Source organism: Gluconobacter sp. R75690, from assembly GCF_015244525.1.
Lineage (GTDB): Bacteria > Pseudomonadota > Alphaproteobacteria > Acetobacterales > Acetobacteraceae > Gluconobacter > Gluconobacter potus.
In genome coordinates, this window is the sequence record NZ_JABCQB010000003.1 from 260,596 (window position 1) to 277,316 (window position 16,721).

Consider the following 16,721-nt stretch of genomic DNA (forward strand, 5'->3'; position numbering starts at 1 on the left):
TTATCCCTGCTTCTGACGAAGAGCGCGCAGAAGTTCACGCTCGGCAGCACTCTTGCTGCCACTGGGCTTCATGGTCCGCACTTCGTCCGGCTTCAGGCGAAGCGCAGAGCGGAACGGGGCTTCCTCGGGCCGTTCCTCGACACGGGAAGAGGCCTTCATGCCTGCGGTGGCGACACGCCCGGCGGGAAGGAGAGATTCCAGATGCTGGGCGAGCGTCTCGGAGCGTTCGCACAGCATGGCCAGATCCCGCTTCAGGCTCTTGCCGGACTCAACGGTTTTCCCCAGGGCACGCCCGACGAGTTCCGTCGTCTGGCGCAGATGATCAATGCCGGACTGAGCCTGTGCACTGCTGGACTGGAGACTGGCGATCAGGGCATCGAGCTGTCCGCGGTCACGCCGCAGGACGGAGAGGGCACGCCCCAGATAGAGACTGTAGAAAATCGTCACCAGCAGCAGCACTGACAGGGCGATCTCGATCCCAAGCTGAAATCTGTCCATGAAATATGCTCCGCTCAGCTATAGGATGTGGCACGATCCGTGCCGGGTTTCTGGTTAAGAACGTCTTCGATCTTGACGGCGACCTGCCCCTGCTTTCGCCCGACCCGCCCCGTAAAAAGCACGTGTTCGCCACACCGCAGGCTGACGGGAGCATCCGGCTTGCGACGCAGGACAAGCTGATCCCCCGGAGCGAGCTTCATGATGTCTTTCAGATTCATGGTCTGCTCTTCCAGAACGGCATCCAGGGTCAGATCCGTCTGCCAGAGCTCTCGGGCGAGATGGTTTTCCCAGATGCCGTCATGACCGAATTTCTCGCCCATGAACTGCTGGAGCAGAATGTCTCTCACAGGCTCGAGCGTAGCGTGGGGGAGTACGATATCCACGTCTCCGCCGCGGCCTTCCATATCGATGCCGAACCGTGCGGTAACCACCCCGTTTCCGGCCCGGCAGATCATCGCGAAACGTGAATTCATCTCCAGTCGCTCGAAATGAAAATTGACGGCGCAGAGCGGGCTGAAACTCGTTTCCAGATCATCAAGGATAATCCTGACCATCGGCTCGATCAGCGCGCGCTCAATGGCGGTATGATGCCGTCCGGTCTGGCGGCTGGCCGGAGCGGTGAGAGCACTGTCGCCACGGATATGCCCCCCGAGAAGGGCATCGACGATGCTGTAGATCAGTGAGGAACTCAGCACGACGACGCCGTAATTGTCCCACTCTTCTGCCTTGAAAACCGCGAACATGGCCTGTCCCGGCACGTTTTCGAGGTAATCTCCAAAACGCTGGGAGCCCAGGCGGTCCATGGACGCCTCGACGTTGTCGCTGGTGAAATTGCGCAGGCTTGTCGTCAGGATTCTGGTAAAACGGTCGAAGACCACTTCAAGCATCGGCAGCCGCTCGGACGAGACACCCGATGTGCTGACCACGCGCTCGATACCGCTGCTGTCAGCAGCACCCGTGACCACAGAATCCTTGCCAAAAAAGCTGTCGATCTCGGCCTGGCTGAGAACATGGTCTTCATCGCTGTTATGGCCCAGCCCTGCCATGCCCTGTCCAGACAGGGGAAAGGCGGCGGCGGGTATGTCCGTGCCCTGGTCCGCGAAAGCGGTATCAGCCTGTCGGTCGTCACTCACTGCACCAGCACCTCTACGAAAAAGAGATCCCTCACACGCAGGGGCGCCACGATATTGGTGATCTGTGCCAGCATCGTTTCGCGCAGCCGGTAGATACCGCTGCCGGAAAGCTCCGAAGGCTGCATTCCGTGCAGACAGGTCTGGAACGCATCCTGGATCTGCGGCATCAGGGCCGCGATATTGGCGGCGTTCTTGCCGTCCTCGACCTCAAGCCGGGCACCGATCCGGACGTATCGCGTGCGATCCGTCCCGGAGTCGAGATTGGACAGAATGGTCGGAATGGTGATGGTGGTCCACTTCACCGGCTGAGGGGCAGTCTTGGCGACCGGGGTTGCCGCATGATGAAAATGCTTCCATGCAAAGGCTCCACCACCAGCCAGAAGCAGGCATGCCAGCACTGCAAGGATGATGATCTTGCGCTTACCCCCCTTCTTGACCGGGGTTTCGTTTTCCGGAGTCTCCGTCGTCACCGTTTGTCTGCCTTCTCTTTCGGACAGCGCTCATCATCGGCATAAAAGATTAACAGTGGGTTTATGATGCTCAGGAAAAGGCGAGTCTTCCTTCAGACGGGAACCATCATTCTGAGCCTTGCGGCCCTTGCAGGCTGCGCGTCCCAGCGTTCTCCGTACGACCGGTACTATTCCTCAAGCGGCGCCTATCGCGCGCCCGGTCCGGCCAGTGATCCGTGGGGTCCGTACATCATCCAGGCCGCAAACCGCTTCTCGATTCCCCAGGACTGGATCCGTGCCGTGATCCATCAGGAATCGGGCGGTCACCAGTTTCTGGACGGACGGCCCATCACGTCCCATTCCGGGGCAATGGGCCTGATGCAGCTCATGCCCCAGACCTATGCCGACATGCGCTCGCGCTACGGTCTGCGTTCGGATCCTTACGAGCCGCATGACAATATCATGGCAGGCACGGGCTATATCAGCATCCTCGCCCGGAAATACGGAGCTCCGGCCTTTCTGGCCGCTTACAATGCCGGTCCGCAGCGGCTTGAGGACTATCTCTACGAAGGGCGGCAACTGCCCAACGAAACCGTCAATTACGTTGCGAGCATCACGCCGCATCTCGGCACGCAGGTCGCCATGACGGGTCCGCTGGCGGCCTATGCCACCGCCGATCAGCTGAACGCCTCGCAGTCCGGCACGGCCCTTGCAGGTCTGGCCCCGGCCCAGACAGCGCCTGCGCCGGTCATGACGGCGTCAGCCCGCAGTGTGGGGCAGGTCTGGGCCAGCCGGCATGTCACGAGCGCCGCCGCCCAGACACCCATCGCCGCCCCCAGCGCCGTTCCGTGCAACCCGGACGACGCTTACGATCCCGATGTACCGTGCGCCGTCCAGCCCGTCAGCACGCCTCCCCTCGCCGCACCGTCCCCAACCTTTGTTTCCAGACCTGCTGGCGATACGCTGACCATTCAGGAGCCGGTCTCTTCCCGCCCGCTCCCGCCCGCCCCCGCCATTCCGACGCCCCATACGCTGCCGACACAGCCAACAGAATCGACCACCATGGTGGTCGGCTACAGGCGTCCCGGAAGCTATGGCCCGTGGGCGGTTCAGGTGGGGGCCTTCGGCAGCATCGGACAGGCGAAGTTTGCGGCCACCATGGCACGACAGGCCGCATTTACGTCGCTGCAGTCCGCCCGAATCGAAGTGCATCCCACCCCCAGCCATGGCACCACGGTCTGGCGTGCCCGTCTGACGGGGATCAGCCGTGTCGGAGCGGCGCAGGCCTGCTCGACTCTTTCCGGACAAGGAATGGCCTGCATGGCGGTCCCGCCGGGACATTGAAGGCACAGTCCGGGGAACAGTTTCGGCCCCAGAAGCAATCCGCGTTGGCAATGCGGTCACTTTCGCCTATGTTCCCATGCATGCCACACATAGCTGACGCGCATGAAGCGTAGGCCCTCACGGCCCGGCCTCTCGTCATGCCCCATACAGCTTTACCGACACCTTTTACGACGACTTCCCAGGACGCGCAGATGACGACAAGCCCGGCTCCCGATCACACCCCGACCCATGCAGGGGCCATCAGTGAGGAAGGCTATCACAAGGACCTCGGACGCCGTCATGTGCAGATGATCGCCATCGGTGGCGCCATCGGAACAGGACTGTTTCTGGGCGCGGGCTCACGGCTTCAGGTGGCCGGGCCGTCCCTTGCGATCATCTATGCGATCTGCGGCGTCTTCTCGTTCCTGATCCTGCGGGCACTGGGCGAACTGGTCATGTACCGCCCGACCAGCGGCAGCTTCGTGACCTATGCGCGTGAGTTCCTTGGCGAGCGGGCCGCCTATATGGCGGGCTGGCTGTCCTTCCTGAACTGGGCCATGACCGGCATCGTCGATATCACGGCCGTCGCGCTTTACATGCATTACTGGGCGGTGTTCCTGCCGGTTCCACAATGGGCCTTCGCGCTTGCAGCCCTGGCGATCGTCGGCACCATGAACATGATCGGCGTGCGCTATTTCGGCGAAATGGAGTTCTGGTTCTCCCTCATCAAGGTCGTGGCACTGGCGCTCTTTCTCATTGCCGGTGCCATCATTCTGGGGACACGCATGCCGGTGGCGGGCCATACGACCGGCTTTCACCTGATTACCGAAAACGGCGGTATTTTCCCGCATGGCCTGTTCTCCGCCCTCATGTTGCTTCAGGGCGTGGTGTTCGCCTATTCGGGCATCGAACTGCTGGGCACGGCGGCCGGTGAGTGCGAAGACGCGCGTGAGATCCTTCCGCGCGCCATCAACAGCGTCATCTGGCGGATCGCCCTGTTCTATGTCGGTTCGGTCATCCTGCTGGTCTGCCTGCTGCCCTGGACAGAATATCATGCCGGCACGAGCCCGTTCGTGACGTTCTTTCAGGCGCTCGGCATTCCGGGCATCGGCACCATCATGAACATCGTGGTGCTGACGGCCGCCCTTTCCAGCCTCAATTCCGGCCTGTATTCCACCGGCCGCGTCCTGCGCGCACTGTCCCTTGGCGGCTCCGGCCCGAAGGCCCTGGGCAAGCTGAACCGCAGCTCCGTGCCCTATGTCGGCATCCTTACCACGCTGGCCGTCTATCTGGTCGGCGTGATGCTGAACTACCTCATCCCGTCGCGCGTGTTCGAAATCGTCCTGAACTTCTCGGCACTGGGCATCATCAGCACCTGGGGCTTCATCCTGCTGTGCCAGCTCCGCCTCCGGGCTGCGATCAACCGCGGGGACATCGCGCCGACAGGCTTCAACATGCCCGGCGCGCCCTATACGACCTGGGCCACCTTGGGCTTTCTGGGCTTCGTCCTGATCATGATGGCCTTCGACTACCCGGACGGCACGATCACGATCGGCGCCATCCCCCTGATCGGCGCCATCCTGATTGGCGGCTGGTGCCTGCTGGATCGCGGTCGCCGCCACGGCTGATCTCCTTCCTTCCGGCACAAAAAAGGGCGCTCCTCGGAGCGCCCTTTTTCATATCCGCATGATGCGAAGCCTCAATGCGTCCCGCCGAGTTCGGACCACAGATAGGCATAGCTCAGCGCCTGAGTCTGGGCGATTTCCTTCTGGCTCGCACCAAAACCATGACCGCCCGCCACCTGCTCCCAGTAATAATACGGCAGCTTCAGCTCGCTCATGCGCCATGCAAAACGACGGGCATGAACGGGACCAACGCGATCATCCTTGGTGGTCGTCTCGATGAACGGCACGGGATATTTCACATCCGGCTTCAGGTTCTGAAGCGGCGAAATCCCGCGCAGGAACGCCCTCTGCTCCGGGATGGAGACCGTTCCATATTCACCCACCCAGGACGCACCCGCCGACATGTGCTCGTAATTCATCATGTCGAGCAGCGGGACCTCGATATCAACAGCCTTCCAGAAATCCGGATGCTGCGTGAACTCGACCCCCATCAACAGACCACCGTTGGAGCCGCCCTGGATCGCCAGATGCTGCGGAGACGTCACCTTCCGGTCCATCAGATCCTTCGCCACGGAAGCGAAGTCGTCATAGATCCGCTGGCGATGCGTCTTCAGCCCCGCATCATGCCAAGCCGGTCCAAACTCACCGCCACCGCGAATGTTCGCCAGCACATAAACGCCGCCCCGTGACAGCCAGTTATTGCCGATCCCGGCCGAATAGAACGGGAAAAGCGGCACTTCAAAGCCGCCATAGGCATAAAGCAGCGTCGGGTTGGTGCCATCCAGCTTCATGTCCCGCCGATGCACGATGAAATACGGGACACTGGTTCCATCCGTCGAGCGCACTTCCTGCTGCTCCACCGTCATATCCGAGGCATCGAACTGTGCCGGCAGCGTATGCAGCTTCTGCACCGAAGCTGTATCGCTGTTGATTTCCCACAAGGTGGTCGGGCTCAGAAATCCGGTCGAGACGGCATAGGCCACCGGGCTGTCCTCGTCGACGCTGGCCAGATCCACCGACATGTTCTGCGGCAGCGGCAGGTCCCGGTGCGTAAAGCCCGTACCGGACGGCGTATAGATCGAGATCCGGCCCCGCACGTTGTCGTAAAGCGTGACGATCAGATGGCCATGGCTCGTGAATGCTCCCTCGATCATCTGCTTGCCGGTCGGTGCCAGCAGAAGCTGGGGCGCAACGGTTGCGGCGGCCGGATCGACCAGCACCACGCTGCCCTGCGGGAAAGTCTGCGTTCCGACTTTCCAGTCTTCCTTCAACTGTACCACCAGACGGCCATTGAACAGCCCCGCCACGTCTGCCTTCAGGGGAATGGCGACCGGCGTCACCTGACCATCGCGATACAGGAACAGTTTCGACGAAAACGCATCCAGACCTTCGCGGATCAGCGTGACCTGATGCCCGGCTCCATCATGCAGGACTTCCGGCCCGACCTCGACGTCCTTGCGGTTGCCGGTAAAGACCGCCTGCGCTTCGGCCAGAGACTGCCCGCGCTTGAGAAGCTTCACGATATACGGATAGGACGATTCCGTGAGATCGGCATCCGTCCAGGGATAGCTGACCAGAAGCGTATCCCGGTCCAGCCAGCTGGAATCCTGCTTGGCATGGGGCAGGCTGAACCCGCCTTCGACAAACTTTCCAGTCCGCAGATCGAATTCCCGGACGGTCTTGGCGTCCTCGCCACCGTCGGAAAGGTAAAGCAGGCAGAGATTCTGCTGACTGTGCAGGCAGTCCACGCCTCCATAGACCCAGTTGCGCTTTTCCTTCGCCGCCAGCGCATCGAGATCCAGCGCCACCGTCCATTCCGGATGCTCGGTCGCATAAGAATCCGGTGTCGTCCGGCGCAGGATGCCGCGCAGATGCCGGTCATCACGCCAGAAATTATAGATCATCCCATCAATCTGGATCGGCGATGCCAGACGGTCATGCGTCTGAAGCAGCTTCAGCGAGGTATCGTACAGGCCCTGATAAAGCGGCCCATGACCCAGAAGACGCAGGGTCCGGTCGTTCTGTGCCTTCACCCAGGACATGGCCTGCGCGCCATTGATATCGCTCAGCCAGGCGGGGATGGTGTCGGGGGCATCGGCCGCATGAAGCGGCGTGAACATGCTACCCGTCAGCAGAGCGGCCAGACCGACACGGCGGAAACTGCGGAGAACTCTCACTGTCGCAACACCTTCTGATTGTTTCAGAAGGAAACTGTCATTCCACCACCGAAACCGCAAGTGTCGCCCCCGCAGGCGGCAGCCAGACCAGACAGGTCGTCCCTTTTCCCGGCGCACTCGCAATCCGCAATCGCCCGCCATGCCGGTCCAGAATATGGCGCACGATGGACAGACCGAGCCCTGTCCCCTGCCCCGCACCGTCCGTCGGCGCGCCCACGCGATAGAAACGCTCGGTCAGGCGAGGCAGATGATGCGCTTCCATCCCGCAGCCATTGTCCTCGATCCCGAGAATGACGCCTCCATCAGCAGGCCAGCGATCATCCGGACTGGCCGCACGCCGTGCGGACAGGGTGATGGTCAGCGGATCGCCCTCCTGCGCGCCATAACGCAGGGCATTTTCGATCAGGTTGAGCAGGACCTGCACCATCTCATCTTCGTCAGCGCGAACCAGCAGGTCGTCCTCGATCTCCAGCTTCAGAGTGCGCCCTTCCTGCTCGAAACGTGGCGCAACTTCCCCGAGCACCACCGCCATGAGATCGGCCACGTCCACCACGTCCCGGGGGCGCTGATGCTCATGCGCCTGCACGCGCGACAGGTACAGCAGACGGTCGATCAGCCGTTTCAGCCGCTCGGACTGCTGGCGCATGATGTCGAGAAACTGATGCCGCATGACCGGGTTTTCCCCGGCCGCCCCCTGCAACGCATCGATGAACCCGCTCAGCGAGGCAAGCGGCGTGCGCAGTTCGTGGCTGGCATGGGCTACGAAATCCATACGCATCCTGTCCGCAGCCTGCGCCTCGCTCCGGTCGGTCAGCACCACCAGAACACGCCTGTCCTGCCCCTTCCCGCCCGGGAGCCGGCGCAGCATCAGGTGAAGCGTGCGCGGAACCGGCACATCGAGCGTAAAGGTCGTGGAGCAGACCGGCGGCAGATCCCCCCGATTGCTGCTGCCCGATGGACTGGCCAGAACCGGTGCCCGCAACGCCGCGGAAAGTGCAGCGCGCGCTGCGGGATGACGCAGGATGGCGCCAACCGTTTCCCCGAACTGGGACGCTGCCTCCTCGTTGACCTGCACGATCGCTCCAAGCCCGTCCAGTACCACGGCGCAGGCTGGCAGCGGATCGACCGGCAGGTCGGCCCGAGACACGGGTTTCAGATAATCGTCAGGCGGGGACGTCGGAACCCGGGGCTGGCGCAGCAGGAGCCAGACTGCCAGCACCCACCCGGCCAGCGCCACGCAGACGAGGACCATGCCAACCTGCAGTGGCAGCGTATCTGCTGCAGGCGGCAATCCCCCCGACGGCACGCGTCAGCCGCCGTCCGTCGTCGGGCCGTCATCCAGGGCATAACCGGCCGCACGCACGGTCCGCACCAGATCGACCTCTCCCGGACCGTTGATGGCCTTGCGCAGACGCCGGATATGGACGTCGATCGTCCGGATCTCGACATGGATGTTCTGGCCCCAGATCCGGCGCAGCAGATCCTCGCGGGAGAACACCTTGCGCGGATTACGGATCAGCAGGTCCAGCAGGCGGTATTCCGTCGGCCCGAGCGAGAGCATCCGCCCGGCCCGCTCCACGCGATGCGTTTCCGGGTCCAGCGTGATGTCCGCAAAGGACAGGCGGTCATAGGAAGACTGATGCCGGCGCAGCAGCGCCCGAAGACGCGCATCGAGCGTATCGATGCTGCACGGCTTCATCAGATAGTCGTCCGCACCCGTATCGAGCCCGCGGATCGCATCCTGCTCGGCCGAACGCGCAGTCAGGAGCAGGACCGGCACATCACGCAATGCGGGATTGGCGCGGATCCGGCGACACACATCCAGCCCGGACAGTCCCGGAAGCATCCAGTCCAGCACTACGGCGTCCGGACGGGACGTTTCCAGCGCCAGAAGGGCGGCTTCTCCGTCCTCCGCCGTCTCGACGCGGTATCCACGCTGCTCGAGATTGTAGCAGGTCATCAGAAGCAGGGCCGGATCATCTTCGACCAGAAGAACAAGCCCCTTGGCGCGCGCAGACGATGGTCCCTTCACCGGACGTCAGGCTCCTGCATCGTCTCTGCTACCGTCAGGGCCGACGCCGGAGCCCCGCGCGGACGCAGGGACGGCAGGTTGTCGCCCGTCACGGCATAGAAGACGCGCTCGGCGATGTTGGTCGCATGATCGCCGATCCGTTCAAGGTTCTTGGCGATGAACAGCAGTTCCGTGCAGGCGCGGATATTGCGGGCATCTTCCATCATGTACGTCACGAGTTCGCGGAACAGCGCCGTGTAATACTCGTCCACGGCGCGGTCCGAATGCCAGACTTCCATGGCGCGGTTGGAATCCTGCTGCGTGATGGCATCGATCGACCGGCGCAGGTTTTCCTGCACCAGACGGCCCATGCTGCGCAGGCCCGAGAGCGAAATCTGGTTTTCCGGCATCCTGATCCGCAGGGAACGCCGTGCGATGGACGAAGCGTAATCACCGATCCGCTCCAGATCGCCGGTAATCTTCAGGGCTGCCACGATCTCGCGCAGATCGCCGGCCATGGGGCTTCGGAGCGCCAGCAGGCGGATCGCAAGGCTTTCGACCTCGCGTTCGAGCTGGTCCACTTCCGGGTCCTGCCGCGCAGCCGCATCGGCGGCTTCCTCATTGCGATCCGCGATGGCGGAAAGCGCGAGGGCCACCTGGTTTTCCACGATGCCGCCCATCTGCGCCATCATGGACCGGAGCTGGCCCAGCTCCTGCTCGTAGCTTTTGACGATGTGAGATCTGTCAGCCATGACGCGTTATCCAAACCTGCCGGTGATGTAGTCCTGGGTCTGCTGCTGCTTCGGATTGGTGAACATCCGGTCCGCGCTGTCCACTTCGATCAGCCGTCCCATATAGAAGAATGCCACCTGGTCCGCGCAGCGCGCAGCCTGCTGCATGTTGTGTGTCACGATCGCGATCGTGAACTCTTCCTTAAGCTCATCGAGAAGTTCCTCGATGCGTGCCGTGGAAATCGGATCCAGTGCCGAGGTCGGCTCATCAAGCAGCAGCACTTCCGGCCGCGTCGCAATCGAACGTGCGATGCACAGGCGCTGCTGCTGGCCACCCGAAAGACCGGAAGCCGGCGCATGCAGACGGTCCCGGACTTCGTTCCACAGCGCCACGCGGGTCAGAACGTCCTGAACACGCGCGTCCATCTCCGCCTTGTTCAGCTTCTCATGCAGCCGCACGCCGAAGGCGATATTGTCATAGATCGACATCGGAAACGGTGTCGGCTTCTGGAACACCATGCCCACGCGGGCGCGCAGGATGTTCAGGTCCAGATCGCGCTCCAGAACATTGCGCCCGTCGAAAATCACCTCGCCCGTCGCGCGCTGGCCGGGATACAGATCGTACATGCGGTTGAAGACCCGCAACAGCGTCGATTTGCCACATCCGCTCGGCCCGATCATGGCCGTGACCCGACGGGCCGGGAAGTCGATCGAAATGTCGTGCAGGGCGTGATTTTCGCCGTAGTAGAAGTTCAGATTGCGGACAGCCAGCGCCACTTCAGGGCTTTTCGCCACCTGCGGATCAGTCTCGGTCATCATGGAATCCTGTATCATCCCCTGCCTTGTTCCCGGGGTCATCCGCGTCGCGCCGAAACGCGGACGGCAATGTTGATGGCCAGCACACCCATCGTCACCAGCAGCGCGCCGGCCCAGGCAAGCTGTACCCAGTCTTCATAAGATGCACCGGCATACTGGTAGATCGTCACCGGCAGGCTCGCCATCGGCCGGTTGAGGCTGAAAGACCAGTTCTGGTTGCCGAGCGACGTGAACAGCAGCGGCGCCGTTTCACCGCTCACCCGGGCCAGAGCCAGAAGAATACCCGTCAGAACGCCCGTCTTGGCGGAACGCAGGCACAGAGAAAGCGTTACCCGCCAGCGCGTCGCGCCCAGAGCCGCTCCGGCCTCGCGCATGGACGTCGGGACAAGCCGCAACATATCCTCGGTCGTACGCACGATAATCGGCACCGCCAGAATCGCCAGCGCAACGGAGCCCGCAAGCGCGGAAAAGTGGCCAAACGGCGCCACCAGGACCTGATAGACGAACAGGCCCACCAGAATGGACGGCACCGACATCAGCACGTCGGACACAAAGCGGACGCAGGACGCGAATTTATTGGTTTCTGTCCCGTATTCCGAAAGATAGATCCCGCATCCAAGACCGAGCGGCGTCGCCATCAGCAGCGCCATGAAGGTCTGGATCAGACTGCCCACGATCGCGTTCGCCAGCCCTGAGGAGGAGCCAGGCGGTCCCATCGGCTTCATGATCGCGGTAGCGGACAGGCCGGCAAGGCCGCGTGATAGCAGCGTCCACAGAATGGACGCCAGCACCAGCACCAGAATGCCGGCCATCACCATGCCAAAAGCGGTCGCCAGATGATCGGCACGGCGCCGGCGGGCCGCGCGTGGATTGGGCTTCCAGCCGGTTGTGGAGACGACGGTTCCGCTCATTTCGTATCTCCCCGCAGCATCCGCGCCAGCGCCAGGCTGGCAAAGGACAGCAGCATCAGGATGAAACCCAGCGCCAGCAGCGCGGACAGACGCAGCGACCCGGCTGGACTTTCCGGGAACTGAAGGGCGATCAGGGACGCCACCGTGCTGCGGGGCGCAAACAGCGACCAGCCGACCGCCGTCACGTTTCCGATCACGAAGGTCACGGCCATGGTTTCACCCAGGGCACGCCCCATCCCGAGGACGATCGCACCGATCATGCCCGAACGGGACCATGGCACCACGACCTTCCACATCACATCCCATCGCGTGGCGCCCAAGCCATAGGCGCTTTCACGCAGCATGTTGGGCATGGCCGCGAACACGTCGCGCATCACGGCGGTCATAAAGGGGGCGATCATGACCGCCAGCACCAGACCGGCCGTCATGAGGCCAGTGCCGAAAGGTGCACCATGAATAATGAATCTGATCCCCGGAACATGCCTGAAATGGTGGGTCAGGAAGGGCTGGACCGTCCGCGCCATGAAGGGGACGATCGTGAAAAAGCCCCACATACCGAAGATGATGGAGGGCACGGCAGCCAGAAGCTGCACGGCCGTTCCAACGATCGCGGCAACCCGGGGGGGAGCCATCGCCGTCAACCAGAACGCCGTCCCGAACGCCAGCGGCAGGGCAATCGCCACACCAATCAGCGTGCTGACGATAGTGCCGAACAGCGGTGCCCAGGCCCCGTATTGGTCGGCGACCGGATTCCAGACATCATGGAAGGCAAATCCAAGGCCAAAGGTCCGGAAAGCCTGACTGCCCCCCAGGCCCATGAGGACCACGAGACCACCCAGCACCACCAGAACCAGAAGCGCCGAAGCGGCGACCAGAAGGTGAAATACGGTATCGGGCCCGCTGCGGCGGCTTCCACTGTGGGAAACACCGGCCTTGTCGCGGGCCTCTTCGGGCTGCGTGGCTGTGGCAAGGGTCATGCGTGAGGAGCTCTGACTTGAAAAACGGGCATTATCCGGCAGCTACAGCCACCACACCAGTGCATTAGCCGTCCTGTCATGGAAGAACAACCGGAACAGGAACGACACGGGATGAAAGATTTATGTCATCCCCACAGGCCATGGCCGTTACAAACCGCCCTGAACGGTCAATGGAACGGGCAGGCACCCGCGCCGAAAACCGCGTCCGACGGCAGATCATGAAATTGCCGGTCCAAACCTGAATTCGCAAGGCAACCGTGGCACGGATGACACGTTTGAATGAACGCCGGCCCCGAAACGCTAAGGGGCGCGAGAAGATTTTCACGACCTGAATCCAAGCTTCGGGTCGCATTCCGATGTTCAGGAGTAGTCCAATGGTTTCCAGAACCGACCGCCACGTGACGCAGAACAACACGGCGGACAACACCAAGAATGTTTCCATCGAGACGCTGAACGCCCGTCTTTCCGACCTGATCGACCTGGCGCTGATCACCAAGCAGGCCCACTGGAACCTCAAGGGACCGCAGTTCATCGGCGTTCATGAAATGCTCGATGGCTTCCGCTCCAGCATTGATGGCTTTTCCGACACGGTCGCCGAACGCGCTGTCCAGCTTGGCGGGACGGCACTGGGGACCGTGCAGGATGTTGCCAAGAACAGCGCCTGCAAGCCTTATCCGAACAACATCTATCGCGTGGCCGACCATCTGGCGGCACTGATCGACCGTTACGCGACGGTTGCCAACAACATGCGTGAGTCCATCAAGGTGACGGACGAGGCTGGCGACGACGATACGGCCGACGTCTTTACGGAAGTGTCCCGTGGCCTCGACAAGCATCTCTGGTTCCTTGAGGCGCATGTCCAGGAGCCGACGGGCCAGATGCGCGACGGCGATCACAAAGGAAGCCGGGGCTGATCACCCCCGATCCCGACTGAGCCTTCCAGCGCCCCGCGGGTCTCCTGCGGGGCGTTTTTCTGTTCAGAGACAGCGTTCGAGATGCTCGCGGGCAAACACCAGTTCCGGGGCCTCGCGCGTCCAGCGTTCCACCACCTCCGGCTGAATATCGGTCTGTGGCGGCTCCTGTTGTGACACGGCAGGTTCCAAGACCGCCTGAGGCGTTGACTCATCTGGAAGTACCGGTGAGATCAGGGCCGCAAGATGTTCGAAGTCATGGGTCTGCAACGGCCCCGGCGCGACGCCTGGTTTCTGCTGTACGATCCAGTCCTTCGTCAGTTCCCTCAGATTGCCCCATTCCCGTTCTCCCTCCGGCGAGGGCGGGCTCGACATCCCTGCCTGTGTCGCCACAACAAGAGCATGCAGATCCGGTTCCGTAAGCAGGGAGGGATGGGATGGCACGTCTTTTCTGCACACCCATCGGCCCAGAGCGCTTTTCAAAACCGATACGACATCATTCGCCATTGTAACTTCTCCCTGCCCTCATTTTGCCCGATTCCCTGCCCGGACGTCAGTCGGTCGGACCTTTGGAATACAGAAAAACCCTGAAAAAGACGGGAAATATCCGAAATCACACCAGAGCCATTGATAGATACAGTGGCGTTACATTATGATCAACACCAGCGACCCGCAGACATTACAGTATAAATGGTTAATAAATGCTTAATTCAGAAGCTATTAGCTCACCAGATTCGACATATGTCAATATACTTCATTCCTGCCATGACCATCAGGCGGTTGCCTATTACGAGAAACATGGTGCATCGACAGTCGAGCATGCCTTTGCCATCGCTAATATCCTTCATATTCACAGCAACGTTCTCGAAGCCTCCTATTTCTACAGGGTGGCTTTCGATATGCACGGCAAGACTCAGACGGAATTCCCCCTGCCCCAGTCACTTCTTCAGGTCAGACTGCTGTGCCTCCTGAAATCTTCCAATGTGCCGCCACCGGAAGAACTTGGGGAACTGGAGACGTATTCTCAGGCTCTCGCCGATTACATCCGTGGCATCCAGACCGCATGGCAGGATGGGAAAGTCGGACAGGGGCTTGATCTCATCGGAAATGCCTTCGAGATATTTCATTCCGGAGAAGAAATAGACAGACTTTATCTGGAACTGGCCCTGCGATACCCGCCTGTTGGCCTCAGGACCGGGGAAGATATCGCCAGCACGAACCCGATCCCCTCTCATCTTTACATGTACTGGGATTGTAACCCGCCGGAAGAAATCAGGGACAATATCCGTTACCATCAGGAACTGCTCGGCACTCGGTTTACGATCTTCGATCGCGACTCCGCCGCAAAATGGCTTTATGATCATTACGGCAGAGAAATTTCCGAGATCTTTCGGAAGGTCCGCCATCCTGCCGAAGGCGCCGATCTGCTCCGCCTCTATGTCATCATGGCCAATGGCGGCTGGTGGCTTGATGCCGATCTGCGGATCCGGTCGCTGGACGCCTGGAAGAAGCTCACCACCGGCAGCATCAAGGAGTGTCATCTTTTCACGACACATAATTACGTGCTGCATAATGATTTTTTCGGTGCCGCCCCGAGCAATGCCATTGTTTCCAACGCCGCCATGATGGCGCTGGTCAACACCTTTGAACATTGCGGACTATATATTGCTTTCAAGACCGGCCCCGGCGTCCTCAACAGGGCTGTCAGCCGTGCGATCTACAATGCGCTGCAGAGCCACAGACCGCTCTGCGACCTTCAGATCGACGACCAGCACCGGTTCCATGAGACGATCGAGGAATATGAAGTCTCATACAAACATCTCGGCTCAAGCTGGCATAGCGCCTGAGGCGACAGGCGAGGCTGAACCCGCCTGCCTTTTTAGTCAGGGCCGGTGCGTTTTGGTGATTCGATCGACCAGATCGTCATAACGTTTCAGATAGTCGTTCAGGCAGAGCTCAGCCTCGGCATAACGCCGGGCTTCCTGTCCCAGACGACGGGCCGCCCTGCGGTCGTCCAGAAGCGCAAGCGTGGCTTCGGCGATCTTTTCGGGCTCCAGAAACGGCACCAGCTGGCCCGTAACGTCATCCGTGAGGAACTCCCGCACCGGCGCCGTGTCGCTTCCGATGATCGGGCAGCCTGTGGCCATGGCTTCGCGCAGGGACCAGGAGGCGACGAACGGATAGGTCAGATACAGATGGGCATCCGAACGCCGCAGGAGAGCGCGGAAATCATCATATTCGACCTTGCCGACAAAATGCACGCGATCGAGATCCAGCCTGTCTCCCAATTCGCGGAGCATGACTTCGCGCCAGCTTCCGCCATCCGGCGGCAGCGTGCCATAGCTGACCCTGTCTCCGCCAACGAGAATGACATGCGCGTCCTTGCGTTCGGAAAGAATGCGCGGGAGCGCGCGCATGACGACGTGAAAGCCGCGATAGGGTTCAAGATCACGGGCCACATAGGTGACGAGCGGCGTTTTGGGCGTGATCCGGACGTCCTTGATGACAAGGTTGCGGCGCCTGGCCTGCGGCTCGGGAGAGCACAGCTCCAGATTGACGCCTTCGCGCAACAGGGAAATCTTCTCCTGCGCCCAGGCGGGATAGGTTCCGAGCTGGAACTGCGTGGGGCACTGACCATATCCGTTCGCCAGGCAGAGCGCCTGCAGATTGATCGCGTTCTTGACACGCACGGAAGCGGCGAGGTCCGGTGAAGGCGGAAATTCCGGGTCGAACCCCACGTCGTTCTGGTCGGCGTGATAGAAGAATTCGAAATATCCGAGAATTGGGCAGTCCGGAAAGACATCGACCAGATTGAGCAGTTCACCCCAGCCGTGATGGCCGATGATGATATCGGGCTCATACCCCAGTCCCTTGAGCGTCCGGGCGGCCGTTGCGACGGCTTCGGCACGGAGCAGACCGTATTCGAACTCCCTCAGACTGCGATGGGTTTCCATCGAAGGCAGGCGCGGCACCCGGTAAATGGCGCGGCGGACACCGGGAATATGATTGCTGTTCGCTTCGGAAATGAAGACGATCTCATGGCCCTGCGCCAGAAGATGGCGGACAAAATGCAGGAACTGCCCTGGGAAATTCTGGTGGACGAATAGATAACGCACATCTTCTCCGGAGCGACAGGACGCCTCTGCGGTTTCCTGTTCG

General features: G+C 61.3%; 16 protein-coding genes. 4 read left to right on the forward strand and 12 right to left on the reverse strand.

All coding sequences use genetic code 11. The features are described from left to right. The 3 genes from HKD27_RS05110 to HKD27_RS16740 form a co-directional block, all read right to left on the reverse strand. On the reverse strand, positions 1 to 498 hold the full coding sequence (locus tag HKD27_RS05110; protein ID WP_194688654.1) for a DUF6468 domain-containing protein: 498 nt from the start codon (positions 496 to 498) through the stop codon (positions 1 to 3). 14 nt (positions 499 to 512) lie between these two features. Beyond that, positions 513 to 1,544 carry a flagellar motor switch protein FliM gene (gene fliM, locus HKD27_RS05115; protein WP_194688801.1) on the reverse strand — a complete coding sequence of 344 codons (1,032 nt, stop codon included), beginning with the start codon at positions 1,542 to 1,544 and terminating at the stop codon, positions 513 to 515. Between the two features lie 83 nt (positions 1,545 to 1,627). Beyond that, a complete protein-coding gene (locus tag HKD27_RS16740) occupies positions 1,628 to 2,101 on the reverse strand; it encodes a flagellar basal body-associated FliL family protein (RefSeq protein ID WP_194688653.1) in 474 nt (157 codons plus the stop codon). A gap of 63 nt (positions 2,102 to 2,164) precedes the next feature. Here HKD27_RS16740 and HKD27_RS05125 point away from each other — a divergent pair, with 63 nt between their 5' ends. Together HKD27_RS05125 and HKD27_RS05130 are read left to right on the forward strand one after the other, a co-directional pair. Further along, positions 2,165 to 3,424, forward strand: a complete 1,260-nt coding sequence (locus HKD27_RS05125; RefSeq protein ID WP_194688652.1) for a lytic transglycosylase domain-containing protein — start codon at positions 2,165 to 2,167, stop codon at positions 3,422 to 3,424. Between the two features lie 191 nt (positions 3,425 to 3,615). Beyond that, a complete protein-coding gene (locus HKD27_RS05130) occupies positions 3,616 to 5,031 on the forward strand; it encodes an amino acid permease (RefSeq protein WP_194688651.1) in 1,416 nt (471 codons plus the stop codon). Between the two features lie 71 nt (positions 5,032 to 5,102). Here HKD27_RS05130 and HKD27_RS05135 read toward each other — a convergent pair whose 3' ends face one another. Genes HKD27_RS05135 through pstC form a run of 7 tightly spaced genes read right to left on the reverse strand, consistent with a single transcriptional unit; the run spans position 5,103 to position 12,651 of the window. Further along, a complete protein-coding gene (locus HKD27_RS05135; RefSeq protein WP_370544235.1) occupies positions 5,103 to 7,205 on the reverse strand; it encodes a prolyl oligopeptidase family protein in 2,103 nt (700 codons plus the stop codon). A 37-nt stretch (positions 7,206 to 7,242) separates the two neighbouring features. Further along, positions 7,243 to 8,496: a cell wall metabolism sensor histidine kinase WalK gene (locus HKD27_RS05140; RefSeq protein ID WP_228518330.1), complete on the reverse strand. Its 1,254-nt coding sequence runs from the start codon at positions 8,494 to 8,496 to the stop codon at positions 7,243 to 7,245. 18 nt (positions 8,497 to 8,514) lie between these two features. After that, positions 8,515 to 9,237 (reverse strand): response regulator, encoded by a 723-nt coding sequence (locus tag HKD27_RS05145; RefSeq protein WP_062494369.1) that lies wholly within the window; start codon positions 9,235 to 9,237, stop codon positions 8,515 to 8,517. Then, positions 9,234 to 9,968: a phosphate signaling complex protein PhoU gene (gene phoU, locus HKD27_RS05150; RefSeq protein WP_194263911.1), complete on the reverse strand. Its 735-nt coding sequence runs from the start codon at positions 9,966 to 9,968 to the stop codon at positions 9,234 to 9,236. Before phoU ends, HKD27_RS05145 begins: the two co-directional genes overlap by 4 nt. Positions 9,969 to 9,974: 6 nt before the next feature. Then, on the reverse strand, positions 9,975 to 10,763 hold the full coding sequence (pstB, locus tag HKD27_RS05155) for a phosphate ABC transporter ATP-binding protein PstB (protein ID WP_062494365.1): 789 nt from the start codon (positions 10,761 to 10,763) through the stop codon (positions 9,975 to 9,977). A 38-nt stretch (positions 10,764 to 10,801) separates the two neighbouring features. Next, positions 10,802 to 11,674 (reverse strand): phosphate ABC transporter permease PstA, encoded by an 873-nt coding sequence (gene pstA / locus HKD27_RS05160; RefSeq protein WP_062494362.1) that lies wholly within the window; start codon positions 11,672 to 11,674, stop codon positions 10,802 to 10,804. Then, positions 11,671 to 12,651 (reverse strand): phosphate ABC transporter permease subunit PstC, encoded by a 981-nt coding sequence (pstC, locus tag HKD27_RS05165; protein ID WP_062494360.1) that lies wholly within the window; start codon positions 12,649 to 12,651, stop codon positions 11,671 to 11,673. The genes pstA and pstC overlap by 4 nt, the downstream gene beginning before the upstream one ends. A 374-nt stretch (positions 12,652 to 13,025) precedes the next feature. Here pstC and dps point away from each other — a divergent pair, with 374 nt between their 5' ends. Beyond that, the gene (gene dps / locus HKD27_RS05170; protein ID WP_062494354.1) at positions 13,026 to 13,565 is read left to right on the forward strand and encodes a DNA starvation/stationary phase protection protein Dps; all 540 of its coding nucleotides are present in this window, start codon (positions 13,026 to 13,028) and stop codon (positions 13,563 to 13,565) included. A gap of 63 nt (positions 13,566 to 13,628) precedes the next feature. Here the strand turns inward: dps and HKD27_RS05175 are convergent, their stop codons facing one another. Then, positions 13,629 to 14,006: a hypothetical protein gene (locus HKD27_RS05175; RefSeq protein WP_194688650.1), complete on the reverse strand. Its 378-nt coding sequence runs from the start codon at positions 14,004 to 14,006 to the stop codon at positions 13,629 to 13,631. Between the two features lie 455 nt (positions 14,007 to 14,461). Here HKD27_RS05175 and HKD27_RS05180 point away from each other — a divergent pair, with 455 nt between their 5' ends. After that, positions 14,462 to 15,409 (forward strand): hypothetical protein, encoded by a 948-nt coding sequence (locus tag HKD27_RS05180; RefSeq protein ID WP_194263914.1) that lies wholly within the window; start codon positions 14,462 to 14,464, stop codon positions 15,407 to 15,409. Between the two features lie 36 nt (positions 15,410 to 15,445). Here the strand turns inward: HKD27_RS05180 and HKD27_RS05185 are convergent, their stop codons facing one another. Next, positions 15,446 to 16,678: a glycosyltransferase family 4 protein gene (locus tag HKD27_RS05185; protein ID WP_194688649.1), complete on the reverse strand. Its 1,233-nt coding sequence runs from the start codon at positions 16,676 to 16,678 to the stop codon at positions 15,446 to 15,448. Between the last annotated feature and the right edge of the window lie 43 nt (positions 16,679 to 16,721).